The organism is Pseudonocardia sp. DxW, assembly GCF_058448985.1.
The window spans coordinates 18,722-43,282 of sequence record NZ_JBZFLK010000037.1; the positions used below are offsets into that span (position 1 = coordinate 18,722).

Consider the following 24,561-nt stretch of genomic DNA (forward strand, 5'->3'; position numbering starts at 1 on the left):
CCTCCCGAGCCACCGGGCAGTGGTCCTGCCCCCGCACCGAGGAAGTCGAGGACCGAACGTGGCCACACTCGACCCGGCACCTGCCCGAACCACGGACGACGAGGCCGGCCCGGAGCCGGTCGCCCTCGTCGACGAGCTCTGCCTGCGCTATCGGAACTGGGGCCGCTGGGGCACCGACGACGAGCGCGGCACCCTGAACTTCATCACCCCCGAGGTGCTGGTCCACGCCGCCACGATGATCCGCTCCGGGCGGGTGGTGTCGTGCGGCCTGCCGTTCGACGACAAGGGACCGCAGAGCGGTGGCTTCGGTGGCCGGACGAACCCCGTCCACTCGATGCTGCAGGACGGCGGCGACATCGCCCTCGGCGCCCAGGACCATCTCGCGGTGCTGCGCTACACCGACGACGCGGTGTCGATGCCGCTGCAGTGCGGCACCCAGTGGGACGCGCTCGCGCACATCTTCTACCGGGGTCAGATGTGGAACGGGCACGGCCTGGAGCACGTGACCAGCCGGGGTGCCACCGTCAACAGCATCGACCGCATCGCCGACGGCGTGGTGGGCCGGGGGATCCTGCTCGACATCCCGCGGCACCGCGGTGTCCGGTGGCTCGAGGCCGGACAGGCGATCGGTGAGGAGGAGCTCGCCGCCTGCGCGGAGGCCCAGGGCGTCGAGGTCCGGTCCGGGGACGTCGTGCTGGTCCGCACCGGGCAGATCGCGCAGGTGCGCGCCACCGGGACCTGGGGCGAGTACGACTCCGGTCCGGCCCCGGGGCTGGGTGTCAGCGCCGCCCACTGGTTCGTCGCGAACGAGATCGCGGCGCTGGCCACCGACACCTGGGGCGCCGAGGTGCTCCCCAACGAGACCCCCGGCGTCTTCCAGCCGCTGCACCTGATCCTGCTGGTCAACGCCGGCATGACGATCGGCGAGATCTTCGACCTGGAGGCGCTCGCGACGGCGTGCCTCGAGGAGGGGCGCCACGAGTTCTTCTTCACGGCCCCGCCGTTGCCGATCACCGGCGCGGTCGGATCGCCGATCAACCCGCTGGCGGTCTTCTGATGAGCCCGTTCCGGGCCGACTCGGTCGAGATCACGGTCCTGGTGGAGAACTGGGTCGACATGCTGCTCCCGGATCTCGACCTGGGCGACGGGGGCCACTGCGTCCGGTCCGGCCTGATCGAGCACTTCGACCTGCGACGCATCCCGCCACAGGCGGAGAACGGCATCAGCCTGCTCGTCACGGCACGGCGCGGACGGCACGAGTCGACCGTGCTGTTCGACGTCGGCCTGACCGGGTCGGTCCTGCTGCACAACCTCCGGTCGCTCGGGATCGATCCACGACGGATCGGGCACGTCGTGATCAGCCACGGTCACCCGGACCACTACGGCGGCCTCGACTCCTTCCTCGACGCGCTCGACGTCACCGTCCCGGTCGCCACGCACCAGGACGCCTTCCTGCCGCGCTACGCCGTGATGGGCGACGGCCGCACGTCGGCCTACTACAACCAGGGATTCACCCTCGACGGCATCGAACGCCGCGGCGGGCGCCCCGTCCTGGGCTCGGGCGCGATGGACCTCGGCTGCGGCCTCTACACCACCGGGTACATCCCGAGACAGGTTCCGTTCGAAGGGCCGGTCGAGCCACCGGCCGACCACGCGCCGGGCCTCTACCAGGTCCGGGCCGACGGCGGTTACGGGCTGGACCGGGTGCACGACGAGCAGGGCCTGGTGATCGACGTCAAGGGCAAGGGCCTGATCGTGCTCACCGGGTGCGCACACGCGGGAGTGCTCAACACCGTCGACCGGGCGCGGGCGATCTGCGGCCCCGAGCCGATCCTCGCGGTGATGGGCGGGTTCCATCTCGGGTTCCCGACGACGCCGCACGACAACGTCGACCTGACCCTCGACGGCATGCGCGAGCGGGATGTGCGGCACATCGTGCCGATGCACTGCAGCGGCCTGCACACGCACGCGACGTTCCGGGCGGCGGTGCCGGACCGGTACCTGCAGCCCTCCGTCGGCACCGTCCTGAGGTTCTGATGGACACCTCCCGCGGGCCGCTGGCCGGGCTGAGGGTGGTGGCGCTGGAGCAGGCGGTCGCCGCCCCCCTGTGCTCACGTCACCTGGCCGATCTCGGGGCCGACGTCGTCAAGATCGAACGGCCGGACGGCGGGGACTTCGCCCGCGGCTACGACACGTTCGCCCGCGGCCACGCCTCGCACTTCGTCTGGTTGAACTACGGGAAGCGCTCGGTGGTGCTCGACGTCAAGACGGCCGAGGGCAGGCGGGCGCTGGACACCCTGCTGCGCGACGCCGACGTCTTCCTCTCCAACCTCGGGCCCGGAGCGGTGGAGCGCATCGTCACCGACGACGAGCTCGACGCCCTCAACCCGCGCCTGGTCACCTGCCGGATCAGCGGGTACGGCCCGGACGGGCCCTACCGTGACCGCAAGGCGTTCGACCTGCTGGTCCAGGGCGAGGCGGGGGTGACCGCCAGCACCGGCCTGCCCGGCAGGCCGGCGAAACCCGGGGTGTCGCTCGCCGACCTGGGCGGCGGCATCTACGCGACGGCGGCCATCCTGGCCGCGCTGCGCGACCGTGACCGCACCGGCCGGGGCGGGCGGGTGCACGTCTCCATGTTCGACGTGCTCACCGAGTGGATGAGCCCGCTGCTGATCGCCCATCGCGAAGGCGGGGTGGACATCGAGCCCGCCGGCACCCGGCACGCGTCGATCACACCCTACGGCCCGTTCACGACGGCCGACGACGTCACGCTCAACGTCGCGGTGCAGAACGACCGGCAGTGGGTGCAGCTGTGCCTGCTGCTCGGGCTCGACGAGCTCGCCCGCGATCCCCGGCTCGTGCACAACGCCGGGCGGCTCGAGCACCGCGATCTCGTGGAGTCGTCGGTCGCCGCGGCCGTGTCGCAGCGGCCCGCCGCCGACCTGGAGCAGGCGCTCGACCGGTCGGGGGTGCCCTGGGGGCGGCTCAACTCGGTCGCCGCCGTGGCCCGGCATCCGCAGCTGGCCGAGACCGGGCGCTGGCGCCCCGCGCGACTGCCCGACGGCGGCCGGGTCTCGGTGGTCGCGACGCCGTTCCGGTCGGCCCCGGACGCGCGGCGCGGGACACCGGCCGTGCCGGGGCTGGGCGAGCACACCGCCGACCTCCTCCCGGAGCGGACCGAGCCGGCCTGAGCCGGTTCCGCAGGACCGGGCCGGTGCCGCCCCGCGGGGCACCGGGAAGCCCGATGGGCGGGTGCGCACCGCACCCGCCCATCGGGCTTCCTGTGCTGCGGTCAGTTCCGGTACACGTGCGCGGCCAGGTCGACCGGGGCGTCGAGGAAGCCGTACCGGGTCATGAGCTCGAGCTGCTGCTGGCTCGACCCGAGCTTGAGGTCGTTGCCGAACGCGGGGAGCTTCGTCTCCGCGAGCAGCTCGGTCGGCGCCCCGGTCAGCTCGGCCACCGCCCCGACGAGCGCCGCCCGGTCGCTGCCGGCCAGCTCGCTCCCGCGGTCCAGCGCCTCCTGCAATCGCGCCACGACGTCCGGGTTCTCCGCCGCCCAGGCCGCGTTCACCACGTTGTAGGCCTGCACGGGCCGCTCCCCGTAGGGCTCCATCATGTTCTCGAGCACGATGTCGGTCTCCTCGGCCATCGTCGTGGCGAGCGGATAGAGGACGTGTCCGGCGTCGATCTGGCCGGAGCGCAGCGCGGCGGGCATCTCGGTCGAGGGGATGAGCACGAAGTCGATCGAGCTCGTGTCGACGCCCTGCGCGCTCAGCGTCTCGAGCAGCGCCGCGTGGTTGGAGTTCTCCAGCTGGAAGAGCCCGACGGTCTTCCCCTCCAGGTCGGCCGGCTCGGCGATGCCGCTGCCGCGCATGGCGAGGATCGACATGTCGTCGTCGGCGTAGTAAGTGACGCCGATGATCTCCAGGTCCAGCCCCTGGGACAGCGCCTGGGAGAGGTTGCCGATGTTCAGCCCGCCGAGCTCGACGGTGCCGTTGAGCAGGTTCGGTACCACATCGGCCGGGGTGCGCAGCTCGACGTACTCCGGCTCGATCCCGACCTCTGCGAGATAGCCCTCGCTGTCCGCGAGCTGCCAACCGGCGACACCGGCGAAGGGCAGCATGCCGATCGAGACGGCATCGGTGCCGGAGCCGGGATCGGAGCCGGACGATCCGCCGCAGGCCGCCAGGACGAGCGCCAGCGTGGTCACGGTCGATGCGAGGAGGGCGCGCCGGCCCGTCCGTCGTGGGAGTCGTGTCATGGAACGTTCCTTTCGGTGGCGGGCACCGGGGTCTCAGGTCCCGGTGGCCTCGGCATGGCCGGGATCGTCGGAGCCGGAACGCTCCGCGATAATCAGCTCGAACACCCGGGTCCGGAGCTCGACGAACCGGGCCAGCGCCTTGGTCCGGATCTGGTCGCGTGGCCGGGGCAGATCGATGTCGATCGACGTGCGCACCTCGGTGGGGCGATGGGTCAGCGCGACGACGCGGTCACCGAGGTAGACGGCCTCGTCGATGTCGTGGGTCACCAGCACGATCGTGGTGCCGAACTCGGCGTGCACGTCGAGCAGCAGGTCCTCCAGCTCCGCCCGCACCTGGGCGTCGAGCGAGGCGAACGGTTCGTCCATCAGCAGCACGCTCGGCCGGTACGCCAGCGCGCGGGCGATGGCGACCCGCTGCTGCATCCCGCCCGACAGCTGCCACGGATACGCCTGGTCCATGTCGGCCAGACCGACGTGGGTGAGCGCCTCGGTGGCGCGCGCGGTGACCTCGGCGCGGCCGAGGCGGGCGCCACGGAGCGGGAACTCGACATTGGTGCGCACGCTCTGCCACGGCAGCAGCGAGCGGCTGTACTCCTGGAAGACCATCGCGAGGCTCGGCGACACACCGCCGGCGACGGCGCCGTTGACCAGGACGTCGCCCGCGGTCGGGCGCAACAGGCCGGACAGCGACTTGAGCAGGGTCGTCTTGCCGCAACCGGACGGCCCCACGACCGAGACGAACTCGCCGGCCCGCACCTGGAAGCTGATGTCGCCGATCGCGGTCACCGCACCGGGTCCGCGACCGTAGGTCACCCGCAGGTGGCGTGGTTCGAGGACGATCTCGGGTGGCGGCGCTGCGCGGTCCGGGGCGGCCCCGGATGCGGAGACGGGTGGGCCGGCGTCGGCACGGCCGTGCTGGGAGGTGGACACACGTCACTCACTTTCGTCGGGTGGCCGTTCGGGTGCGGGGGTGCTGCCTCAACCGGTCCGCTGCTCGAGGGCCCGCCACTGCCGGTGCCAGCCGAGAGCCATCCGTTCGACGAGCACCACCAGGCCGGTGACCGAGCAGCCCACGAGTCCGATCATCAGCAGGCCCGACCAGGTGTCGAGGATGTTGAACGACTGCTGGGCGCGGATGACGAGGTAGCCGAGCCCGGAGCTGGAGGCCAGCATGTTGGCCACGACCATGGTCCCGATCGCGGCCGCGACGGCGATCCGCACGCCGGCCATGATCTGCGGCATCGCCCCGGGCAGCACGATGTGGACCAGCCGCCGGGTGGCGGAGAGGCCGTAGACCCGCGCCGTGTCGAGGGCGACCGGGTCGGCGGCGCGTACCCCGTCGACGGTGGCGACCAGGATCGGCCAGGTGCCGGCGAAGGCGATCAGCGCGATCTCCATCGTGGTGCCGGGGCCGAGCAGGACCAGACCGAGCGGTACGAGTGCGACGACCGGGGTCGCCCGCAGGAACTCGGTGACCGGCCGCACGTCACGACGGAGCCGCGGGGACAGGCCGAGCAGGATCCCGCCGAGCACGCCGCCCACGACGGCGGCGAGGAACCCGAGTCCGAGCGCGACCAGGCTCGGGACGAGATCGCGACCGAGCCGCTCGGCCGTCCAGGTCTCGCCGAAGCCCCGCACGATCTCGGGCAGCGGCGGGAAGTACGGAGAGGTGCTGCCGCTGCTGACGACCCACCACAGGGCCACCAGCCCCACGGGCAGCGCCAGGCTGTTGAGCAGCCTCGTCCCGACCGGGTTCATCGCTGCTGTCCTCTCTGGGAGACGTGCCAGCGCAGGACCCGCCGTTCGAATCCGATGAGTGCCGCGGTGACGGCGAGCCCGATCAGGCCGGTCACGAGGATGCGTGCGTAGAGCAGTGGGCGGTCCCCGATGGCGGCGGCGCGCGCCATCTCGGCGCCGAGCCCGTCGCCGCCGACGACCAGGGAGGTGGCGATGGCGAAGATCAGCGCGAAGGTGCCGGACAGCCGGAGGCCGGTCGCGATGTAGGGCAGGCAGCTCGGGACGTCGACCATCAGGAACCGTCGGGTCCGGCCGATCCCGTAGACGCGCGTGGTGGCCACCGCCACCGGGTCGACGTCGCGCATGCCGTACATCGACTGGATGAGCAGCGGCCACAGCGCCGCCAGGACGACGATCGTGACCGTCAGCTCCTGACCGATGCCGTGGATGAACAGCAGCAGCGGCAGCGCCGCGATGGCCGGGAGGGTACGGACGAACTCGAGCGTCAGCCGACTCGCGCGGTAGGACGGCTCGGACGCGCCGAGCAGCATCCCGACCGGCACGCCGACCACGATCACCAGGATCATCCCCAGCGCCCAGGCGCTCATCGAGGCGGCGATCCCGCCCCACAGATCGGCCCCGGCCAGGTCGGCGACCAGCGCCGAGGCGATCTCGGTCGCCGGCGGGAAGTCCTGGCCGGGCAGGACGCCGGACCGGGTCGCGATCTCCCACGCCAGGACCAGCCCCAGCACGACGAGGACCGGTTCGGCCCGGTGCAGCAGGGGCCCGGCGGCGGCCGGTGCCGGCGCGTTCACGGGTGGCCTCCGTGCCGTGCCGCCTGCCGCGGGACCGCCCCCGGCGGGAGCCCCGGGAGTGATCGGGCCGGCTGGTCGGGCCCGGCCCTGCGGTGCGGAGCAGCCGCCCGCCCGGCCACGGGGCCGATCGGGCGGCCGTCGGCGACGGGAAGTGGACTGGAGATCCTCATGGTTCCTCCCGCGGTGCCGTCGGCGGTCAGCGCCGGATGAAGGGGACGAGCAGGCGGGACGGCGTGCCCGCGCCGGTGTGCAGCGTGACGCCGGCGCCGGCGGTCGAGCCGGCGTCGTCGTACACGGGCCGGTCGACCGGGTCGTCGTGGACGAACGGCCCGGACCCGCGGAGCGCACCCCGGATGTTCGACAGCGCCCCGGGGTCGCCCGCGTACTCGAAGTCGTGGCCCTGCACGGTCACCGCCAGCCGGTACCCGGGCGGCAGGACGAGCGAGGTCGGCCAGATCTCCACCTGGACCTCGTAGGTCGTCCCGGGCTCGAGCGGCTGCCGCGAGGTGTGCGGGTGGTAGGGCCGGTACGGCGTGGACCGCTCGGGATCGAGTTCGCGGTGCGAGGCCCGGAGCCAGCCCTGCGCCGGCGGTGAGTGCGGATCGATCGCACCCGGGAAGGTGATCTCCTCGCCGTCCGGGGCGAACACCCGGACGACGACGAACAGGTCGGCGTCGTCGGTGTCACTGCTCACGAACAGGGTGAGCGCCAGCGGGCCGGTGATCTCGGTCGTCCGGTCGGACGGGGCGAGCACGAAGGTCGCCCCGTCCACCCGCTCGGTGTAGCCGGCCCGTGCGGCGGCCGGCAGCTCGTCGGTCAGCGACCCCGTGCCGCCGTCGAGGAAGAGCTCGGTCCAGTCCGTCCCGGGCAGCGGCCAGCCGGTGGCGGTGCGGTCGGTGAACGTGCCGTCCACGTGGCGGACGCGCAGCAGCACCGGCGGCTGCCGGTCCCATCCGTTGTCCTCGCCCCTGAGGAAGTGGTCGAAGAAGCGGCGCTGCAGGTCGAGGCCGTAGGTCGTGTAGTACTCGGTCCAGTGCTCCAGTCCGTGCATCTCGAGCCACTTCTGGTCCGACCCGGCGCCCAGGTACCCCTCGACGTTGCCCCGCAGATGGAGCCCGGCGCCGCCCCAGTTGCCGGCCGACAGCAACGGCACGTCGATCCGGGACAGGTCGGGCGTCCGCTCGGCGTGGTAGGCGTCGTCGAAGGCGTGCCTGCGGTGGATCCCGCCGAGATCGACCCGGTTGTCGCGCAGCGTGTGTTCGTCGAGCGCGTCGTCACCGGTGACGTACAGGTCGTTGATCGTGCTGAGCAGCTTCCGGCCGTTGCCGTGCTGCACGGACACGACCTGCATCTCGTACCAGTTCCGGGTGAAGGTGGAGAGGATGCCGCCGTGGTGCGTCACCTCGCGGTAGAAGTCGCCGGCCCCCTCCCACACGCAGATCGCGGCCAGGTGCCGCGGGCGCGTGGCGGCGACCTGCCACTGGTTCATGCCGTAGTAGGAGATCCCGGAGAGCCCGACCTTCCCGGTGCTCCACGGCCGGGTCCCGGCCCACTCGATGCAGTCGGCCAGGTCCTGGGTCTCGCGCGCCGAGAAGCTGTCGATCCGGCCCGGTGAGCGCCCGGCACCGCGCGAGTCGACCCGCACGCAGGCGTAGCCGTGCGGCACCCAGCGCTCGGGATCGGCGACCTCCCAGCTCTGGAACCGGTTGGAGGAGCCCTCCCCGACGTCCGGGTGCGCGGACAGCAGCGCCTCCCAGGCGCTCGTGTAGCCCTCGGCGAAGTGCAGGCCCTTGCCGTACGGCCCGTAGCTCAGCAGGACCGGCACCTGTTCGTCGCCGACCGGGCGGAACACGTCGGCCCGCAGGACGAGGCCGTCGTCCGCGGTGATGGGGACGTCCCACTCGGCGAGGAGCGGCCCGGACTCTGTCTCGATGATCTCGTGCACGCGCGTGCCCTTCGGTCGACGCTGGCCTCGCAGGCACCGATGAACTCCCTGCGATGTGAGGAGACTCTCAACCAGCTCGGTCCGCCTACAATGTCCGCCCTGACAGACCTTGACCGATGTCATGTCCGGGCTGACATACTCGAGCCGGTGACCGCCTCCGGTGACCGTGACCTGCGCACCTGGCTGCGGGCGATCGGCACGCTCACCGCCGCGGTGAACGCGGAGTCGGACCTGCCGACGATGCTCGATCTCGTGGCCACGACCGCGCGGGACCTGCTGGGCATCGACTTCTGCGCGGTGATGCTCCCGGCGCCGGAGCGGGACCACCTGGTGATCCGGGGTGCCAGCGGGCTGCCGGCCGGGTACATCGCCCGTGTCAACGAGCACCGCCGCATCCGGCTCGACGGGGCCGACACCGTCGGCGCACCCGCGAGCCGCGCGTACTACTCCGGCGTCCCCTGCTCGGTCGTCGACACCGACGCCGAACCGACCTCCAGCTGGACCGACGTCGCGCGCGAGCAGGGTTACCGCTCGATCCTGGCCGTTCCGCTGCGGACGTCACACGGGACGATCGGGACCCTCAACAGCTACCGCTCGACCGTGCACGAGTTCACCCCGCGCGAGATCGAGCACCTCGAGCTGCTGGCCGAGCACGCCACGATCGCCATCACGTCCGCCGGGGTGCTCGACGACCTCCGCCGGCAGCACGCCGTGGTCGAGCGGGCCGGGCGGATCCACGACCGGCTGGTCGGGGTGGCCGTGCGGGCCGGCGGGATCGAGGGCATCGCCCGGACCCTGGGGGAGCTGGTGTCGAGCCCGGTCGCCGTCCTCGACGCGTTCGGCGAGGAGCTCGCGCTGGCCGGGGTGGACAGCCGTCGGCTCCCCGCGGACGTCGCGACCGCCGTACCGGAGTCCGCGGCGCCCGCCCGACCGCTGGTGCGCGAACACGGCCCGCACGTGGTCGCCGACATCGTGCTGGAGGGGCGCGTGGTGGGCACGGTCTGGCTGCTGGGTCACGCCCACCGCCTCGACGTCCTCGGTGTCCGGGCGGCCGAGCACGCCGCCGTGCAGCTCTCGCTCGAGGTGCTCCGCCTGCGTACCGCGGCGGAGGCCGAGCAGGGTGTGCGCGGGGAGCTCCTGGCCGACCTGATCGGCGGGGCGGACCCCCGCTCGTCGGCCATCCGCGACCGCGCCCAGCTCCTCGGCCACGACATGAGCCAGGACTGCACGATCTACGTCGTGCAGCCTGCCGACTCCCGCCCGGACGGCCGGCACACCGGGGCGGACGTGGCTCGGTGGGCGGCCGCCGAGGCCGTGCGGCTCACCTCGCACATCCGGCCCCGCCCACTGGTCGCCGCCGCGCAGGACCGGGTCGTCGCGCTCTGGTTCGGCGACACCGCGAACCCGGAGGCGGATCGGCTCCTGCGCCGGGCCGCCGCCACCCCCGCTGCCACCGTCACCGAGGAGCCGCCCGGCTCGGCGGGCACCGTCGCCGTGGCCCGGTCGTCGCAGATCGGTATCGCCGCCGCCCACCGGCTGGCCTGCGGGGCGTTGTCGTTCGCCCTCGCCGCCGGGCGGGCGGGCGAGCTGGTCTCGACCGACGATCTCGGGGTCGCGGGCCTGCTGCTCCAGTTCGCCGAGCCCGCCGAGCTCCGCCGGTACGCCGCCCGCGTGCTCGGCCCGCTGCTCGACTACGACGCCGCGCACGGGACCGACCTCGTCGGCACGCTGCGGACGCATCTCGCATGTGACCTCGACCGGCGGCTCACCGCCGAGCGTCTGGTCGTGCACCCGAACACCGTCAGCCAGCGGCTGCGCCGGACCGAGATGCTGGCGGGCCTCGACATGGGCTCGCCCCGGGACGTGCTGGAGGCGCTCACTGCCCTGACGCTGACCGACGTGGCCGACGCGGCCGGGGCACGCCGCTAGCGGGACGCCCGTCCGCCGGCGGGGGTCAGGCGCCGATGCCGCGGACGTCGCGGCGCTGTGCCTCGATCTCCCGGTCGAGCTGTTCCAGGGACCGGCCCTTCGTCTCGATCCCCACCACCACGAACGCGAGGGCGGCCAGCAGGTACCAGCCGGCGAAGTAGGCGAAGCCCGGCACCAGCCCGATCTCGCTGGCCTGCGGGTTGACCGTGGTGCCCGCGCCGAGGATCAGGCCCAGCCCGAGCGGGCCGATCACCTTTCCGATCCCGCCGACGCCGTAGGCGAACCCCATCCCGGTGGTCCGCAGTCTGCTCGGCCACACCTCGCCGGCGTACGGGCCGACGACCGCGAAACCGCCCTCGCCGAAGACGTACACGACGACCATGACGACGAAGAACGCCGACACCTCGCCGATCGTGGCGTCCCCGGTGCCCGCCGCGAGCATCAGGGTCGCCGCCGCGCCGAAGCCGGCGAGGGCACCGGCCCGCCGGCGGCCGATGGTCTCGGCCAGGTGGGAGAAGGCGAACCGGCCGGCGAGCGCGCCCAGCATGGCGATCGCCATGTACATGCCCGTCTGCGACGGGGCGATCCCGACGACGAGCACCAGCAGGGTCGGTGTCCAGAGCGACAGCCCGTAGTACCCGGTCTGCGCGCCGAGGTTCGACAGGGTCGAGGCGACCAGGCTCCGCGGGTAGCCGAGCAGGTCGCGGAACCCACGCCCGGCGGCCGGCCCGGCGGTCTCCCCGGCGTCGTCGACGTGGTCGGGCAGCCGGTCCGGGTCGACGTCCAGCGCCCAGGCCACCGAACGGCGTGCGCCGTCGACGTCGCCGCGGCCGAGCAGGTAGCGCGGCGACTCCGGGACCGCGGTCCGCGCGAGCAGCAGCAGCACGCCGAGCCCGGCGGCGAGCAGCAGGATGCCGCGCCACCCGATGGCGTCGGACACCAGCCACACCAGCAGCGACCCGATCAGGAACCCGAGCGGCACGGCCGAGGTGACCAGCCCGGTGACCCGGCCGCACATCGCCTTCGGGGTGAACTCCTGGACCAGCGGCAGGTCCACCACGTAGAGCCCGCCGGCGCCGAAACCGACGACCAGCCGCAGCACCGCGAGGTAGATCCAGCCGGTCGACGGGTCGTCCGGGGTCAGCGCCAGCGCGGCGGTGGCCGCCGTGAAGATCGAGATGGTGGTCAGGAAGACCCGCCTGCGGCCGATCCGGTCGGCGAGACGTCCGAAGTAGACGGCGCCGATCACGGCCCCCAGTCCGGAGGACAGCAGGATCACCGAGGTCCGGCCGAACCCGAGGTCCCACGGCTCCTGGACGAACACCAGGATGAAACCGATGAGGAAGTAGTCGAGGAACTCCAGGGCCACCGCGCTGGTGGCGACCGTGACCAGCAGCTTCTGTCTGCGGGTCAGCTGTGTGCGGGCGTCGATCTCTCCGAGCATGCCGGGACCACCTCGTCGTGTGCGTGCCGATCGATCCCGGCACGATGGCCCGCCCGGCACGGTCGGCGCCATGGCGTCGGCGACACAATTCGTCGGCCCGCAGTGGAGTCGGCGACACGCTGCTCCGGATTGACAGGCAAGCCGTGACTTGCCTATAAAGGTGCACCGTGGAGGCGGACCTGTTCCGGGCGATCGGCGACCCGACCCGCCGGATCATCCTGGACGAGCTGACCGAGAGGGACGGTCAGACGCTGTTCGAGATCTGCGGACGGCTGACCATGAAGCACGGCCTCACGTCGTCCCGGCAGGCCGTCTCGCAGCACCTCGCGGTGCTCGAGCAGGCCGGGCTCGTGCACACCCGCCGGCAGGGCCGGTACAAGTTCCACCACATCGACACGGGCCCGCTGCGCGCGATCGTCGAACGGTGGCCCATCGACCGAGAGGAACCGGATCCATGATCCGCATCATCGTCACCAGCGTCTTCGTCGACGACCAGGCCAAGGCGCTCGCGTTCTACACCGACAAGCTCGGCTTCGTGACGAAGACCGACCTGCCGGCGGGGGAGTACCGCTGGCTCACCGTCGCCTCCCCGGCCGACCCGGGCGGCGTCGAGCTGCTGCTGGAGCCGGACGGGCATCCCGCGGTGCGCCCGTACAAGGAGGCCCTGGTCGCCGACGGGATCCCGGCCACCCAGTTCGCCGTCGACGACGTGTACGCCGAGGTGGAGCGGCTCAAGGGGCTCGGCGTGCAGTTCACCCAGGACGCGACCGACCTCGGGCCGGTGGTCACCGCCGTGCTCGACGACACCTGCGGCAACCTGATCCAGATCGCCACCATGAAGGTCTAACCGGCCGCCCGCCACTGCTCGAGCACCGGGACCAGGTAGTCGGCCAGCACCGGCAGCTGCGGGGTCAGCGCGAGGGCGGCGATCGCGCGCAGCGTCCCGACGGCGTCGACGAACGCCACCACGTCGTCGTCCAGCGGGCGCAGGCCGGCCCGCCGGGCGCCACGCTCGTAGGCCGACCTCAGCTCCGGGCCCAGGGTCGCCAGGTCCCACTCGACCGGGCCCGTCGTGACCAGCTCGAAGTCGGCGAACAGCGGCCCGTCGGTCCCGGCGAAGATGTTCGCGGGCGGCGAGTCGCCGTGCACCGGGCGGACCTCGACGCCCGGGAACGCCCGCTCGAACGCGGCCCGGGAGTGCACCAGCGGCTCCAGCTCCTGCCATTCCCGGCGGGCGCGCTGCACGTCGTCGGGGGTGAGCAGGTCGCCGCGCGCGGCGAGCTGGTCGAGGGCGTCCGGTACGTGCCGCGGCTCGTCGGAGGTCAGGAACGGCAGCGGCCCCGGGTACCCGTGCAGGGCCGCGTGCAGGTCGGCGACGCGCTCGGCGTTCGCCGCGTAGTCGGGCTCCGCGGCCCGGTCCTCCTCGGTGAACTGCCAGAACGTCATCGAGAACCCGCCGCGCCGCACCGGCTCACGCGGCACCAGCGGGCTCGGCGGGATCACCGGCGTGCCGCGCTCCGCGAGCCACCCGGCCACGTCCAGCTCGGCCCGCTGCCGGCCGGCCAGGATCTCCGGCGTCGTCGAGTGCGGGAGGACGACCGGGATCCGGGCCACCACGGGTGCCGGGGCGAGGTGCACGACCACCGAGAACAGGTCGTGCAGCACGGCGGCGTCGGTCACCGCGAGCCCGAGCCCGCGGGCCGCCCCGACGGCGGCGTCGAGGGCGGCCGAGGTGCGTGCCGGGTGATCACTCATGGGGTGATCGTTCCATCCGGCACCGGCGGCTACTCCGCGCGGCGCCCCCCGAGGTGCTCGGCGAGGTGCCGCTCGGTCGCCCGGTGCAGCAGCACCTGGTTCTCCGGGTTCTGGAAGCCGTGCCCCTCGTCGTCGGCGACGATGTACTCGACCGGCACCCCGCGCTCGCGCAGCGGCGCGACGATGTTGTCGGACTCGGCCTGCACCACCCGGACGTCGTTGGCGCCCTGCGCGACCAGCAGCGGCGTGCGGATCCGGTCGACCATGGTGATCGGCGAGCGGCGGCGCATCTCGGCCAGCTGCTCCGGGTCGTCCGGGTCGCCGACGTAGGCGATCCAGTTGTTGGTCATGTTCGCCCGGACGAACGGCGGCAGCGTCGCGAGGAAGTTCGCCAGATCGGAGATGCCGACGTAGTCGACGGCGGCGGCGAACGTGTCCGGGGTGACCGTGACCCCGACGAGTGCGGCGTACCCGCCGTACGAGCCGCCGGCGATCCCGAGCCGGGCCGGGTCGGCGTAGCCCTGCGCGACGGCCCAGTCGACGGCGTCGATCAGGTCGTCGTGCATCGCCCGGGCGAACTCGCCGATCGCCGCCGTGATGTGCCGGCGGCCGTAGCCGGTGGAGCCGCGGAAGTTCACCTGCAGCGCGGCGTAGCCGCGGTTCGCCAGGAACTGCACGGTCCGGTTGAACACCCAGGTGTCGTGCATCCACGGCCCGCCGTGCACGAGCAGCACCAGCGGCAGGTTCGACGGCTCGACGCCGACCGGTAGGGTCAGGAACCCGTGCAGCGGGAGGCCGTCGCGGGCCGGGAAGCTCACCGGGGTGGTCGGCGCGAGATCGGCCGGGTCGACTGGCCGGTACTGGAACAGCAGCCGGGCGTCACCGGTGGTGTGGTCGTAGAACCAGCTCGTCCCCGGCTCCCGGTCACCGGCGAAGGTGGCGACCCAGCGCAGCCCGTCCAGGTCGGACGACACGGTCTCCAGCACGCCGTCGGACAGCTTCTCCAGCGCGGCCTGGACCTGCGCGAAGTGCGGGTCGAGCGGCACGATCCGCGGCCGGTCGCCGGTGAAGCGGGCGGCGATGATCTCCCCGGTGCGCCGGTCGGCGAACACGGTCGGGGGCATGGTCTCGGAGATCGAGCTGAGGGTGTCCAGGCTGTGCCCGTCGACGGCGGCCACCACGGTCAGCTCGCCGGTGTCCCGGTCGAGCCGCAGCAGCCGCAGGTCGTCGGACCCGTGGTAGTCGGCGAGCAGGGCGCCGGTGCCGTCCGGGAGCGGGGAGAGGAACAGCCCCACCGGGTGCTCGGGGCCGCCGGCCCGGTGCAGGATCCGCCGCTCGCCGGTGTCCGGATCGGCGGCCGAGATCTCGTAGGTGCCGTCGGTCGCCCGCGCCACGTGCCAGGTGGCGCGGCCGGTCCGGTCGACGAAGAACATGTCGGCCGGGTCGGTCCGCTCCACCAGCGGGGTGGTCGCCCCGGTGGCCAGCTCGATCCGGAAGACGTCGACGAACAGCGGCCGCGGGTTCATCCAGGCGATCACGGTGCCCGGCACCGTCGTCTCCGGGTCGACGGCGAACACCCGGGAGCCGGGCTCCAGCGGGGTCAGGTCGACGGCCGGCTCGTCCGGCCGGTCCAGGTCGACCCGGTAGAGGTGCCAGTCCTCGTTGCCGTCGGTGTCCTGCAGGTAGAGCAGCCAGCGCGGGTCGTCGGTCCAGTGGTAGGTGGAGATGCCGCGCCGGTCGTCATGGGTGACGAGGACGGCCTCGGAGTGGTCCTGGTCGACGCCGCGCACCCAGACGTTGCGCCGGCCGAGGGCCGGGGCGAGGTAGGCGACGCGGGTGCCGTCCGGGGAGATCGACGGGGACGAGAACTCCGGGTCCGCGAAGAGCGCCTCGACGTCGATCAGCGCCGGCCGCTGGTCCGTGGGGCGTCCGGTCACGCTCATGCTGTGCTCCGATCGTGGGGTCGTGAGGACCATCGGACAGCATGACGCTGCGGCACGGTCAACTCCGGCGGGTCAGCCGATCGGGGGCAGCCGCAGCTCGCGCAGCGGTGCGCCGCCGTCGACGAACAGCCGTCCCCGCGGCGTCAGGACCGCCGCGATCCGGTTCAGCGCGATCCGCCCGGCCGCCGGGTGCCGGCCGTCGAGAGCGCCGACCCGGACGGCGAACGCCAGGTCGAACGGGGCCTCGCCGTCGGCGGGCAGCAGGTCCTCGACGGCGACCTGCCGGACGCTCATCAGCCCGGCGTCGATCTCGGCGGCGGCGTTGCGGCGGGCGATGGCGACGCTGCGCGCGGAACGGTCGATCATGAGGACGTGGCCGTCGCCGATCCGCCCGGCGACGGCCCGGGCGGCGGCCCCGGGCCCGCCACCGATCTCGAGCACCCGCATCCCCGGGCGCAGCGGGAGGGCGTCGACGATCGCGGCGAGCCGGTCGGACAGCGCGCTCATGCCGGCCCGGCCGCGGTCGTCGTCACCCCGAGATCAGAGCAGCACGGCGCCGCGCGGTCCACCCCGGCCGGTACGGTCAGTGCGCGGCGCCCAGCTCCAGTGCCAGCACCCCGGCGATGACCAGCCCGATGCCGCCGAACTGGACGGGGGTGAGCGTGTCACCGAGGAAGACCGCGCCGATGATCGCGACCAGGGCGACGCCGGCGGCGGCCCAGATCCCGTAGGCGGCCCCGACCGGCACCCCGGCCTTGAGCACCTGGGACAGCAGGCCGAACGCGCCCAGGTAGCCGATCACCACCAGGACCGACGGGACGAGCCGGGTGAAGCCCTCGGACAGCCGCAGGTTGATCGTCGCCATCACCTCCAGCACGATCGCGCCGGCGAGCAGCAGGTAGGCCATGCTCAGACCTCGCCGGCGACGCGTCCGCCCAGGTGGCGGGCCAGGAACCGCTCCAGGGTGCGGTACAGCTCGATGTTGCTGTCCGGGTTGACGAACCAGTGGCCCTCGCGCTCGTTGAGCAGGTACTCGACCTCGGCACCGCGGGCCCGCAGCGCCTCGACGACCCGGTCGGAGTTGCTGCGGTGCACCCGCAGGTCGTTCGCGCCGTGCACGAGCAGCACCGGTGCGGTGATGTCGTCGACCCGGGTGATCGGCGACCGGGCGTACATGTCGGCCTCCTGCTCCGGGACGTCCGGGTCGCCCATGTAGCGCAGGAAGCTGTTCACCAGGGAGCGCCGGGCGAACGGCACGACCCGCCTGGTGATGTCGACGAGATCGGACATGCCGGTGTAGCTGATCGCGGCGGCGAACCGGTCCGGGGTGAACGCGGCCCCGACCAGCGCGGCGTAGCCGCCGTAGGAGCTGCCGTAGATCGCGACCCGGTCGCGGTCGGTCCAGCCCTGCGCGATCGCCCGGTCCAGGGCGTCGATGACGTCGTCGTGCATGCGGCCGGCGAACTGCCCGATCGCGGCCTGCATGTGCGCCTTGCCGTAGCCGGTGGAGCCGCGGAAGTTGACCTGCAGCACGGCGTAGCCGCGGTTGGCGAGCAGCTGCACCTCCGGGTCGTAGGTCCAGCTGTCCCGGTACCAGGGTCCGCCGTGCAGCAGGACGACCGTCGGCAGGTCGCGGTGTCCGGTCCCGGGCGGCAGCGTGAGGTGGCACGGCAGGTCGATGCCGTCGCGGGCGGTGATCGTGACCGGGGTGACCGGGGCGAGCCGCGCCGGGTCCAGGTGCGGGAAGGAACGGAACAGCCGGCGGGCGGTGCCGGTGCCGTGGTCGTAGAACCAGGTGGCGCGGTGGTCGCGGTCGTGCGTGAAGTCGACCACCCAGCGCAGGCCCGCGGTGTCGCAGGTGACCTGGGCCAGGTCGCCGTCGGACAGCTCGGCCAGCCGGGGCAGCACCTGGGCGAAGTGCGGGTCGAGCGGGTGGATCTCCTGGCGGGCGCCGAGGTAGCGGGCGCCGAGCAGCTCCCCGGTCCCCGGGTGCACGATCAGCGGGGACGGGTAGCGCGGATCGGCCGTGGGGCGCAGCACGTCGAGATCGAACACCGGGTGGCTGTCGACGCCGTGCTGCTCACCGGTGTCGAGATCGATGCGGACCAGCCGCATCCGGTCCGATCCGCGCACCGAGCCGGCCCACAGGCCGGCCCCGTCCGGGGTGGGGACGGCGGGGAGGATGCCGAAGGGCTGGTCGAACCCGGAGATCCGGCTGATCACCCGGGGCTCGCCGGCGTTCCAGTCGGACAGCAGGTGGGTGCCGTCGTCGTCGAGGCCGAAGGCCACGATGCGGCCGGACGGCGTGCGCACCCAGCTGAGGACGTCGCCCGGGTTCTCGGCGACCATGGTCAGCCGGCCGGTGTCGAGGTCGAGCTCGTGCAGGTCGATGAGCTCGGGGCTGCGGGCGTTGAACTGGAGGAGCATCGTCCCGGGATCCGGGGTGTGCTGGGTGCCGATCACCCGGGCCCCGTCGACCGGGGTGAGATCGACGGCGGGCTCGCCTGCCCGGGCCGGGTCGACGCGGTGCAGATGCGCGTTCTCATCGCCGTCGGTGTCCTGGAGGAACAGCAGGTACCGGGAGTCGGCGCTCCAGAAGAACGTCTCGATGCTGCGGTGGTCGTCGGCGGTGACGCGGCGCGACGCCGGGTCGTCCACCGCGGGGGACTCCGGCCAGTCGCCGTCCAGGTCGCGGACGAAGACGTTCAGCCGGTCCCGCCACGGGGCGAGGTAGGCGACCCTCGTGCCGTCCGGGGAGAGCTGGGCGTTGCTGCGGGCGGGTGGGCCGAAGAACTCCTCGACGGTGATCAGCGGGGTGGTCGGTGCGGTCATCTGCGGAGTGGTCTGTGGGGTGGTGGTCACGCCCACGAGTCCAGACCCGGACGTAGCGTCGGACTCAAGTCTGGCGACAGTGATTCACGCCACAGTGGTCAGCGCGCCAGCCGCTGCTCGACCAGGCGCAGGACACGGTGCTGCACCGGCCGCAGGTTGTGCCCGCTCAGCTCGTCGAACAGCGCCGACGCCCGTCCGTCCAGCCCGGACAGGCTGTCGATCCGGGTCGCGACCTCGTCCAGCTGCGCGGCCAGATCGTCGACCAGCGCGGCGACGACGTCCCCGGGGGTGTCGGAGTCGAGCGCGTAGAAGCGCGCGGTGAGCGGGGCGCTCGCCGCGCCGGCGGCGCCGAGCAGCGCGACGAGATCGGCGTGCCCGGACTCGTCGAGCAGGTGCCCGAGCAGCAGCAGCTGCTCGTGTTCGTAGCGCACCATGCCGGCCTGCAGCTCCTCCGGCGCGGTCCGCAGCGCCGCCAGCTCCGGCGGGAGATCGGGCGGGGAGCCGGTGCGGCGCAGCACGGCGATGCTGTCGCGCCGGGCCGTCAGACGCTCGATCTCGGCGGTGGCCTCCCGGTCGAGCTCGTCGAGCAGTCGCTGCGCGGCCGCCGGATCGTCCAGCACCGCCGGCACCTGCGACAGCGGGACGCCGAGCGCGGTCAGTCTGCCGATCCGCAGCAGCCGGACGAGATGCCCGACGTCGTAGTGCCGGTAGCCGCCCGACGAGCGCGGCGGCTCGGCCAGCAGGCCGATCTGGTGGTAGTGCCGCAGCGTGCGGACGGTGACGCCGGCGAGCTCGGCGAGTTCACTGCTCTGCAACGGGCCGCTCCTTCGACCCGGCCAGGGTACGCACGAACCGGGTGCCTCCGGTGATCCCGTGCGGCGCAGGGCCTCCACAGTTCTGATGATCGGGTGCGGCGGATTGCAACACCCCGTCTTCTCCTGCGACACAAGCGCTGTGACAACTCCGCAGGCCCCGCAGGGCCCCTCCCGGGACATCCCGTCCGACCAGTACCCGATGCACGGTCAGATCCCGCAGCAGTGGGCCCCGACCTACGCCTACCCGGCGCCGCAGCCGCCGCAGCCCCCGGCTCCGAGACGACGGCGGAAGTGGCCGTTCGTCGTCGGCGGCGCCGCAGCGCTGATCGTCGTCGTCGCCGCCGTGTCGGGCACCGACGACGGTCGCACGGAGCCCACGGCGGCAGCGGCTCCGACCTCCGCGCCCGCCGTCGCCCCGTCCACGCCGGTCGTCGTCCCGCCGGTGGTCGAGGCGCCCGCGCCGAGCAGCGTCGTATCCGCCCCGGAGACGTTCGCCGCGGCAGAGCCGGCCGCACCCGCCCTGTCGGTGAGCCGGCAGAACGCCATCCGGTCGGCCGAGAGCTACCTCGACTTCAGCGCCTTCTCCCGCCAGGGGCTGATCGACCAGCTGGAGTTCGAGGACTACTCCACCGCCGACGCCACGTACGCCGTCGACAACGCGACCGTGGACTGGAACGAGCAGGCCGCGAAGTCCGCGAAGAACTACCTGGACTTCACCTCGTTCTCCCGCGGGGGGCTCATCGACCAGCTGGAATTCGAGGGCTTCACCCGTGCGCAGGCCGAGCACGGCGCGAACTCCGTCGGGCTCTGAGCTGCTGCGGTCCGCGGTCGTCACCCCTCCGCGGCGTTCGGGCGGGACGGGCCGGGACGTCGTCGGGGGGTCGAGGGGCGGAGAGTCCGATCTCTCCACGCCACCGTGCGACACCGGCCCTAACCTGCTGCGATGACGACGACGGGCATTCACGGCACGGTCGGCTACGCGGCCCTGTGGGTCGCTGATCCGGACCGCGCGGCGACGTTCTTCGCGACGGCGCTCGGCTGGTCCTACAGCGACGTCGGGCCGCAGCACCGGATGGTCGCGGGGGCGTCGCCGCCGCAGAGCATCGTCTCCCTGGCGGCGCTGCCCGCGGGCGTGTGGGACGACTGGCCGCGGTACAACACGATGTTCCTGAGCCAGGGCGTGGACGATGCCGATGCCGCCGTCGAGCGGATCCGGTCGGCCGGTGGGCGGTCCGAGGACCCTGTCGACACCGACCACGGGCGGTCCGCGAACTGCATGGACGACCAGGGACTGCCGTTCGCCGTTCACGAGGGCGATTCGCACGGACACGATCGGATCGGCTACCTGACCTTCGAGGTCGCCGACTCCGCTCGCGCCCGTGCCTTCTTCGGCGCCGTCTTCGGTTGGGCGTTCAGCGCCGGCAGCGACGATGACGGCTGGCAGGTCGACGAGATGTACCCGATGACGGGCCTGCACGGTGGGCACGGACAGCCGACCGTGGTGCCGATGTACGCGGTGGACGACATCGGGCCGACCGTGAACCGGGTGCGTGCGGCCGGCGGCACCGCGACCGTTCCGGAACGCCGGCCCTACGGGCTGCTGTCGAGCTGCGCCGACGACCAGGGCACCCGCTTCCACGTGGGTGAGATGGCCTGAGCTTCCGGGCGACCAGGCCGGCGCCCGCGCATGCCGCCGATCCACTGAGCTCGTCGGACGCACCACACACGCCGTGGTCGAACTCGTCCACCGAACCTGCTCGGCCGTGGCGGCGTCGTCGATCACCGACCTCCAGCAGGGGCGGCCGCCCACCGACGGGAGCGCGAGTGTGCCCGTCGGCCGGCCGGCCCGGTGACCGGTCGACGCCCCGATCCCGACCGCGACGGTGACGGGCCGGCATCCGGTCGTACGGCGTGGCGGGCAGACCGTCCCCGGTCTGCTGCTGTCGCGCGGCGCTCGGCGCGATCGGACGGGAGGGGTCAGAGGCGTCGTGCGCGCGTCACACGGAGCCGGAAGCTGTCCTGCTGGGCCGGTTCGTAGTCGAACTCGACCTGGTCACCCTGCTCGAACGCCTTGTAGCCCTCGGTCTCGATGACGCTGAAGTGGACGAAGGCGTCGAGGCCGTCGGGCAGCTCGGGGCTGCTGATCGCACCCCAGCCCTTCTCGGCCTTGTAGAACTTCACGACCCCGGTTGCCATCGGCTGATCAGATCAGGCCGGCCCGCGTCGTTCCACCCGGTTCCCGGAGCCACTGCTCCGGCCTGTCTCCGCAGGTCGGATGTGGTCGGGGTGGCGGGATTTGAACCCACGGCCCCTCGCTCCCAAATCGGTGAAGGACGGTCCAGCACGGTCCGCGACCGGTGGTGCGGCGTCCACGTGGAGCAGGGGAGTCCTGACCTGTCGGGGGTCGTTGCTGTCAGGGACCGCTGTCAGCAGCTCGTGGCTGAACCGCTACGACTGCTCCCCGCACGGCTGCGGCGCAGGCCGCGGAGCACGGTCGGTGTGGCTGGTCGGGTCATCCCATCCCTAATTCTGTTGAGCCCGAACGGCCGTCGTTAACGACACCTGTGCGGAGCCGACACAACACCCGAGAACGCTCCTACCAGGACAAGGGAACCCAGGCAGCCATGACGACACCAGCAGGCCCCTACCCGCCCCACTGCCAGACGCAGTGGGGCCCGGTGCCGCAGCAGCCGCAGCACCGGTGCCACGCTCTCGCGCATGGCGTACCTACAGCTCACGGCGCTCGTCGTTAACGACTACGACGAAGCGATCAGCTTCTTCGTGGACACGCTGGGCTTCGACCTTGTCGAGGACTCAGCAGCGCACACCAACGACGGCCGCCCCAAGCGGTGGGTTGTCGTCCGGCCGGCGGGCGCGGAGACCGGGATCCTGCTCGCTCGGGCCGACGGAGAACGTCAAGTCGCGGCAGTCGGTGATCAGCACGCTGGACGGGTCGGGTTCTTCCTGTGGGATGACGACTTCGAGAATCGGTACGCACGCATGCGAGCGGCTGGGGTTGAGTTCCTTACAGAGCCACGAACAGAGGCTTACGGTCGGGTTGTCGTCTTCCGCGATATCTCCGGGAACCGCTGGGACCTGCTTGGTCCCGCCGACTCCGGGTGAGTCACAGCGCTCCGCGGAGTCGGCCGCGGTCTGCGAAGTCCGGCCCGTAGCTCATGAGGCATTCGGCCATTACCGAGTACTCCTTGTGGTCAGTCGCCACGCTGCGCCCTTCCCCGATAGAGGCCGACTTGGGCGTGGTCCGTGGGTTGTCCAGGGGCGCCGGAGGCGCTCGCGCAGCGACGGTTCTGTGTGGGGTAGGGGCCCCGCGCAGGTTCGCCCTGGATGCCGCGCAGACCACGTACGACCCTTACCGGCAATCGGGTACGGGCTGTCTGCCACTGACCTTGCCAACTTGATCAGGCGCTCCTGCACAGGTCTGACTGAGAGGGCCGAGACACCTGCGTAGTGGGACGCCTGCATCTCGCCCGATGACGTGATCAGCGAGTGGCACTCAGTGGCTTCCCCACACTCTCGCCGTTAACGACACCTTCGGAACTCACCTGTCTGGACCGTCGACGCGTTCGACCTCGGCCAGAAACGCCCGCACCTCGGCCGAGAACTGGTCCGGGGCTTCCAGCTGGGCCCAGTGGCCGCAGCCAGGGACAAGCACCAAGCGCGCATCGGGCATCGCCTCCGTAGCCCGCCGGGACCCCGCGGGCGGGACCATTGGATCGTCAGCGCCGTGGAAGAACAGTGCCGGGGCGGAGATACGCGCCACGACGGGCTGCAGGTTGTTGTGCATTGATCGCGGCCCCACCGTCGCCTGGTTGTACCGGGCGTAGCCAACGAACGCCTGCGGGCGCCCTGCCTCCCGCACGAACTCGTCCACGACCGCCGACGGGAGGACGTCGGGATCCGCGACGACCCGCCGGATCGCGGCCCTGACAAAACGGGCACCAAGGCGTGCGAGCCGGAATAGCACTGGGTCGGGCAGCTGTGCGACTACCCACGCGCAGAACTGGACGACCCGGTTTCCCACCATCGAGACGAGCCCTCCCGGCGCCACCAGCACCAGCCCCTCGACCAGGTCCGGACGCCGTAGGGCCAGATTCAGGGCGACGTCACCGCCCATCGACACGCCCACGACGACGGCTCGGGACAGGTCCAGCCGGTCCGCGACTCGCCCGACGAGGTCCGACATAGCCTCCGGGCCGCCGACCGCGCCAATGCCAGTGGTTTCTCCGAAACCCGGCAGATCGGGCGCAAGTACTCGTCGATCCGCCCCGAACTCTTCGAATGCATGGAACCACGAGATCCCGGCGTTGTCCGTGCCACCGCCGTGGATTAGCAGGAGTGGTGTGCGGCGGCTCGCCCGTCCTTCCTCTGCGGTCGAGCGCAAGACACGGACGTAACCGTCGTCTAGATCGACCATCGTCGGTGTGCTGGCTGCTGGAACCAGTGGCATGCCGACTCCCATCACGCAGGTCCATGACCAGGCTAACAATTCTGGTCACACGGTCAAGGTATACATCTTGGCCCCGTGGTCGCGATCCAGGGGTGGGCTCCTGCTCGGGTCGTGTGTAGCGCCGCCGGTTTCCAGCGGTGGCCTGTAGCTCGCTACCTTCGTGATCTACGCCACCGAGCAGCTGGCTTCCGCTGCTCGTCGTTCGGCCCGGCTCGCGTCTCGCGTGGCCGCTCGGGCGCCGGCCTGCTCGTAGCCGCACTGTCGGCTCGTTCCGATGGTGCGGCTTCTCGGTGTTTCGAGTTTGGTCTGCGGTGGCGGGCGTGCGCGCGCCGGCCGCCGGGCCGGAGGTGATAGGCGGACGGCAGCGGCGCCGCCCGTCCGGCCCGTCAGGGTCGGCTTGAAGACGTAGAGAAAGTCCTCACCGGACGGAGACCGCCGTGTTGTCGGGTTCCGCTTGATGGGTGACACGCTGGCTCCAGTTGAGGGGTAACGCTCCGCTCCTGGTCTCTGCTGTGCACGACGGTCGTCGTGCGAGAGGGGCCAGGACTGATGCTCGTGGAGTTGAGCGTCGTGGAGCAGCGCTATCACGCGGTGATGGAAGTCCTCTCGGCCCGCGC

The 24,561-nt window shown here is 72.2% G+C and carries 23 protein-coding genes; 9 read left to right on the plus strand and 14 right to left on the minus strand.

From position 1 onward, the window contains the following. Positions 1-58: 58 nt before the first annotated feature. From ACVJO7_RS32065 to ACVJO7_RS32075, 3 genes are read left to right on the plus strand one after another with little or no spacing between them, the layout of a single operon-like run. Positions 59-1,057, plus strand: coding sequence for a cyclase family protein (locus tag ACVJO7_RS32065; protein ID WP_491676059.1), 999 nt, complete (start codon positions 59-61; stop codon positions 1,055-1,057). Next, positions 1,057-2,037: an MBL fold metallo-hydrolase gene (locus ACVJO7_RS32070; RefSeq protein ID WP_491676060.1), complete on the plus strand. Its 981-nt coding sequence runs from the start codon at positions 1,057-1,059 to the stop codon at positions 2,035-2,037. Before ACVJO7_RS32065 ends, ACVJO7_RS32070 begins: the two co-directional genes overlap by 1 nt. Next, positions 2,037-3,191, plus strand: a complete 1,155-nt coding sequence (locus ACVJO7_RS32075) for a CaiB/BaiF CoA transferase family protein (RefSeq protein WP_491676061.1) — start codon at positions 2,037-2,039, stop codon at positions 3,189-3,191. Before ACVJO7_RS32070 ends, ACVJO7_RS32075 begins: the two co-directional genes overlap by 1 nt. A 101-nt stretch (positions 3,192-3,292) precedes the next feature. Here ACVJO7_RS32075 and ACVJO7_RS32080 read toward each other — a convergent pair whose 3' ends face one another. The 5 genes from ACVJO7_RS32080 to ACVJO7_RS32100 all read right to left on the minus strand — a co-directional run bounded on the left by ACVJO7_RS32080 (position 3,293) and on the right by ACVJO7_RS32100 (position 8,758). Next, the gene (locus ACVJO7_RS32080) at positions 3,293-4,210 is read right to left on the minus strand and encodes an ABC transporter substrate-binding protein (RefSeq protein ID WP_491676062.1); all 918 of its coding nucleotides are present in this window, start codon (positions 4,208-4,210) and stop codon (positions 3,293-3,295) included. An 84-nt stretch (positions 4,211-4,294) separates the two neighbouring features. Then, the gene (locus ACVJO7_RS32085) at positions 4,295-5,191 is read right to left on the minus strand and encodes an ABC transporter ATP-binding protein (protein WP_491676063.1); all 897 of its coding nucleotides are present in this window, start codon (positions 5,189-5,191) and stop codon (positions 4,295-4,297) included. Positions 5,192-5,239: 48 nt separating this feature from the next. After that, positions 5,240-6,019: an ABC transporter permease gene (locus tag ACVJO7_RS32090; RefSeq protein ID WP_491676064.1), complete on the minus strand. Its 780-nt coding sequence runs from the start codon at positions 6,017-6,019 to the stop codon at positions 5,240-5,242. Beyond that, positions 6,016-6,813 (minus strand): ABC transporter permease, encoded by a 798-nt coding sequence (locus ACVJO7_RS32095; RefSeq protein ID WP_491676065.1) that lies wholly within the window; start codon positions 6,811-6,813, stop codon positions 6,016-6,018. The genes ACVJO7_RS32090 and ACVJO7_RS32095 overlap by 4 nt, the downstream gene beginning before the upstream one ends. Before the next feature lie 196 nt (positions 6,814-7,009). Beyond that, a complete protein-coding gene (locus tag ACVJO7_RS32100; protein ID WP_491676066.1) occupies positions 7,010-8,758 on the minus strand; it encodes a CocE/NonD family hydrolase in 1,749 nt (582 codons plus the stop codon). A 147-nt stretch (positions 8,759-8,905) separates the two neighbouring features. Here ACVJO7_RS32100 and ACVJO7_RS32105 point away from each other — a divergent pair, with 147 nt between their 5' ends. Beyond that, positions 8,906-10,687, plus strand: a complete 1,782-nt coding sequence (locus tag ACVJO7_RS32105; RefSeq protein ID WP_491676067.1) for a helix-turn-helix domain-containing protein — start codon at positions 8,906-8,908, stop codon at positions 10,685-10,687. Between the two features lie 25 nt (positions 10,688-10,712). Here ACVJO7_RS32105 and ACVJO7_RS32110 read toward each other — a convergent pair whose 3' ends face one another. After that, positions 10,713-12,131 carry an MFS transporter gene (locus ACVJO7_RS32110; protein WP_491676068.1) on the minus strand — a complete coding sequence of 473 codons (1,419 nt, stop codon included), beginning with the start codon at positions 12,129-12,131 and terminating at the stop codon, positions 10,713-10,715. Between the two features lie 167 nt (positions 12,132-12,298). Here ACVJO7_RS32110 and ACVJO7_RS32115 point away from each other — a divergent pair, with 167 nt between their 5' ends. Together ACVJO7_RS32115 and ACVJO7_RS32120 are read left to right on the plus strand one after the other, a co-directional pair. Beyond that, positions 12,299-12,589 (plus strand): ArsR/SmtB family transcription factor, encoded by a 291-nt coding sequence (locus ACVJO7_RS32115; protein ID WP_344019626.1) that lies wholly within the window; start codon positions 12,299-12,301, stop codon positions 12,587-12,589. Beyond that, positions 12,586-12,978, plus strand: coding sequence for a VOC family protein (locus tag ACVJO7_RS32120; RefSeq protein WP_344019624.1), 393 nt, complete (start codon positions 12,586-12,588; stop codon positions 12,976-12,978). The genes ACVJO7_RS32115 and ACVJO7_RS32120 overlap by 4 nt, the downstream gene beginning before the upstream one ends. Here the strand turns inward: ACVJO7_RS32120 and ACVJO7_RS32125 are convergent. From ACVJO7_RS32125 to ACVJO7_RS32150, 6 genes are all read right to left on the minus strand, one after another. After that, entirely contained in the window at positions 12,975-13,886 is a 912-nt protein-coding gene (locus ACVJO7_RS32125) for a phosphotransferase (RefSeq protein WP_491676069.1), read from the minus strand. The genes ACVJO7_RS32120 and ACVJO7_RS32125 overlap by 4 nt on opposite strands. Before the next feature lie 29 nt (positions 13,887-13,915). Further along, positions 13,916-15,829, minus strand: coding sequence for a S9 family peptidase (locus tag ACVJO7_RS32130; protein WP_491676070.1), 1,914 nt, complete (start codon positions 15,827-15,829; stop codon positions 13,916-13,918). Positions 15,830-15,901: 72 nt separating this feature from the next. Next, on the minus strand, positions 15,902-16,336 hold the full coding sequence (locus ACVJO7_RS32135; protein WP_491676071.1) for an SAM-dependent methyltransferase: 435 nt from the start codon (positions 16,334-16,336) through the stop codon (positions 15,902-15,904). Positions 16,337-16,412: 76 nt separating this feature from the next. Next, positions 16,413-16,736, minus strand: a complete 324-nt coding sequence (locus ACVJO7_RS32140; RefSeq protein ID WP_491676072.1) for a DMT family transporter — start codon at positions 16,734-16,736, stop codon at positions 16,413-16,415. 2 nt (positions 16,737-16,738) lie between these two features. Next, positions 16,739-18,691, minus strand: a complete 1,953-nt coding sequence (locus tag ACVJO7_RS32145) for a S9 family peptidase (protein WP_491676073.1) — start codon at positions 18,689-18,691, stop codon at positions 16,739-16,741. A 68-nt stretch (positions 18,692-18,759) separates the two neighbouring features. Beyond that, positions 18,760-19,476, minus strand: coding sequence for a MerR family transcriptional regulator (locus ACVJO7_RS32150; RefSeq protein ID WP_491676074.1), 717 nt, complete (start codon positions 19,474-19,476; stop codon positions 18,760-18,762). A 139-nt stretch (positions 19,477-19,615) separates the two neighbouring features. Between ACVJO7_RS32150 and ACVJO7_RS32155 the strand changes: the two genes are divergently transcribed. Together ACVJO7_RS32155 and ACVJO7_RS32160 are read left to right on the plus strand one after the other, a co-directional pair. Then, the gene (locus ACVJO7_RS32155) at positions 19,616-20,287 is read left to right on the plus strand and encodes an Ltp family lipoprotein (RefSeq protein ID WP_491676075.1); all 672 of its coding nucleotides are present in this window, start codon (positions 19,616-19,618) and stop codon (positions 20,285-20,287) included. A gap of 132 nt (positions 20,288-20,419) precedes the next feature. After that, complete coding sequence (locus tag ACVJO7_RS32160) at positions 20,420-21,133, plus strand: VOC family protein (protein ID WP_491676076.1); 714 nt, start codon at positions 20,420-20,422, stop codon at positions 21,131-21,133. Positions 21,134-21,453: 320 nt separating this feature from the next. Here ACVJO7_RS32160 and ACVJO7_RS32165 read toward each other — a convergent pair whose 3' ends face one another. Beyond that, positions 21,454-21,672, minus strand: a complete 219-nt coding sequence (locus ACVJO7_RS32165) for a cold-shock protein (protein WP_491676077.1) — start codon at positions 21,670-21,672, stop codon at positions 21,454-21,456. Between the two features lie 522 nt (positions 21,673-22,194). On the opposite strand from ACVJO7_RS32165, the gene ACVJO7_RS32170 reads away from it, so the two are divergent. Further along, the gene (locus ACVJO7_RS32170; protein WP_476654267.1) at positions 22,195-22,599 is read left to right on the plus strand and encodes a VOC family protein; all 405 of its coding nucleotides are present in this window, start codon (positions 22,195-22,197) and stop codon (positions 22,597-22,599) included. Positions 22,600-23,035: 436 nt separating this feature from the next. On the opposite strand, the gene ACVJO7_RS32175 is transcribed toward ACVJO7_RS32170, so the two are convergent. Next, positions 23,036-23,944, minus strand: coding sequence for an alpha/beta fold hydrolase (locus ACVJO7_RS32175; RefSeq protein ID WP_491676078.1), 909 nt, complete (start codon positions 23,942-23,944; stop codon positions 23,036-23,038). Between the last annotated feature and the right edge of the window lie 617 nt (positions 23,945-24,561).

What these genes read in the sequence shown, in the direction of transcription:
- ACVJO7_RS32075 (WP_491676061.1), top strand. Translation starts at nt 2,037, where the DNA reads ATGGACACCTCCCGCGGGCCGCTGGCCGGGCTGAGGGTGGTGGCGCTG.
- ACVJO7_RS32110 (WP_491676068.1), bottom strand. Translation starts at nt 12,131, where the DNA reads ATGCTCGGAGAGATCGACGCCCGCACACAGCTGACCCGCAGACAGAAG.
- ACVJO7_RS32135 (WP_491676071.1), bottom strand. Translation starts at nt 16,336, where the DNA reads ATGAGCGCGCTGTCCGACCGGCTCGCCGCGATCGTCGACGCCCTCCCG.
- ACVJO7_RS32125 (WP_491676069.1), bottom strand. Translation starts at nt 13,886, where the DNA reads ATGAGTGATCACCCGGCACGCACCTCGGCCGCCCTCGACGCCGCCGTC.
- ACVJO7_RS32165 (WP_491676077.1), bottom strand. Translation starts at nt 21,672, where the DNA reads ATGGCAACCGGGGTCGTGAAGTTCTACAAGGCCGAGAAGGGCTGGGGT.
- ACVJO7_RS32130 (WP_491676070.1), bottom strand. Translation starts at nt 15,829, where the DNA reads ATGAGCGTGACCGGACGCCCCACGGACCAGCGGCCGGCGCTGATCGAC.
- ACVJO7_RS32170 (WP_476654267.1), top strand. Translation starts at nt 22,195, where the DNA reads ATGGCGTACCTACAGCTCACGGCGCTCGTCGTTAACGACTACGACGAA.
- ACVJO7_RS32160 (WP_491676076.1), top strand. Translation starts at nt 20,420, where the DNA reads ATGACGACGACGGGCATTCACGGCACGGTCGGCTACGCGGCCCTGTGG.
- ACVJO7_RS32120 (WP_344019624.1), top strand. Translation starts at nt 12,586, where the DNA reads ATGATCCGCATCATCGTCACCAGCGTCTTCGTCGACGACCAGGCCAAG.
- ACVJO7_RS32140 (WP_491676072.1), bottom strand. Translation starts at nt 16,736, where the DNA reads ATGGCCTACCTGCTGCTCGCCGGCGCGATCGTGCTGGAGGTGATGGCG.
- ACVJO7_RS32090 (WP_491676064.1), bottom strand. Translation starts at nt 6,019, where the DNA reads ATGAACCCGGTCGGGACGAGGCTGCTCAACAGCCTGGCGCTGCCCGTG.
- ACVJO7_RS32175 (WP_491676078.1), bottom strand. Translation starts at nt 23,944, where the DNA reads ATGCCACTGGTTCCAGCAGCCAGCACACCGACGATGGTCGATCTAGAC.
- ACVJO7_RS32070 (WP_491676060.1), top strand. Translation starts at nt 1,057, where the DNA reads ATGAGCCCGTTCCGGGCCGACTCGGTCGAGATCACGGTCCTGGTGGAG.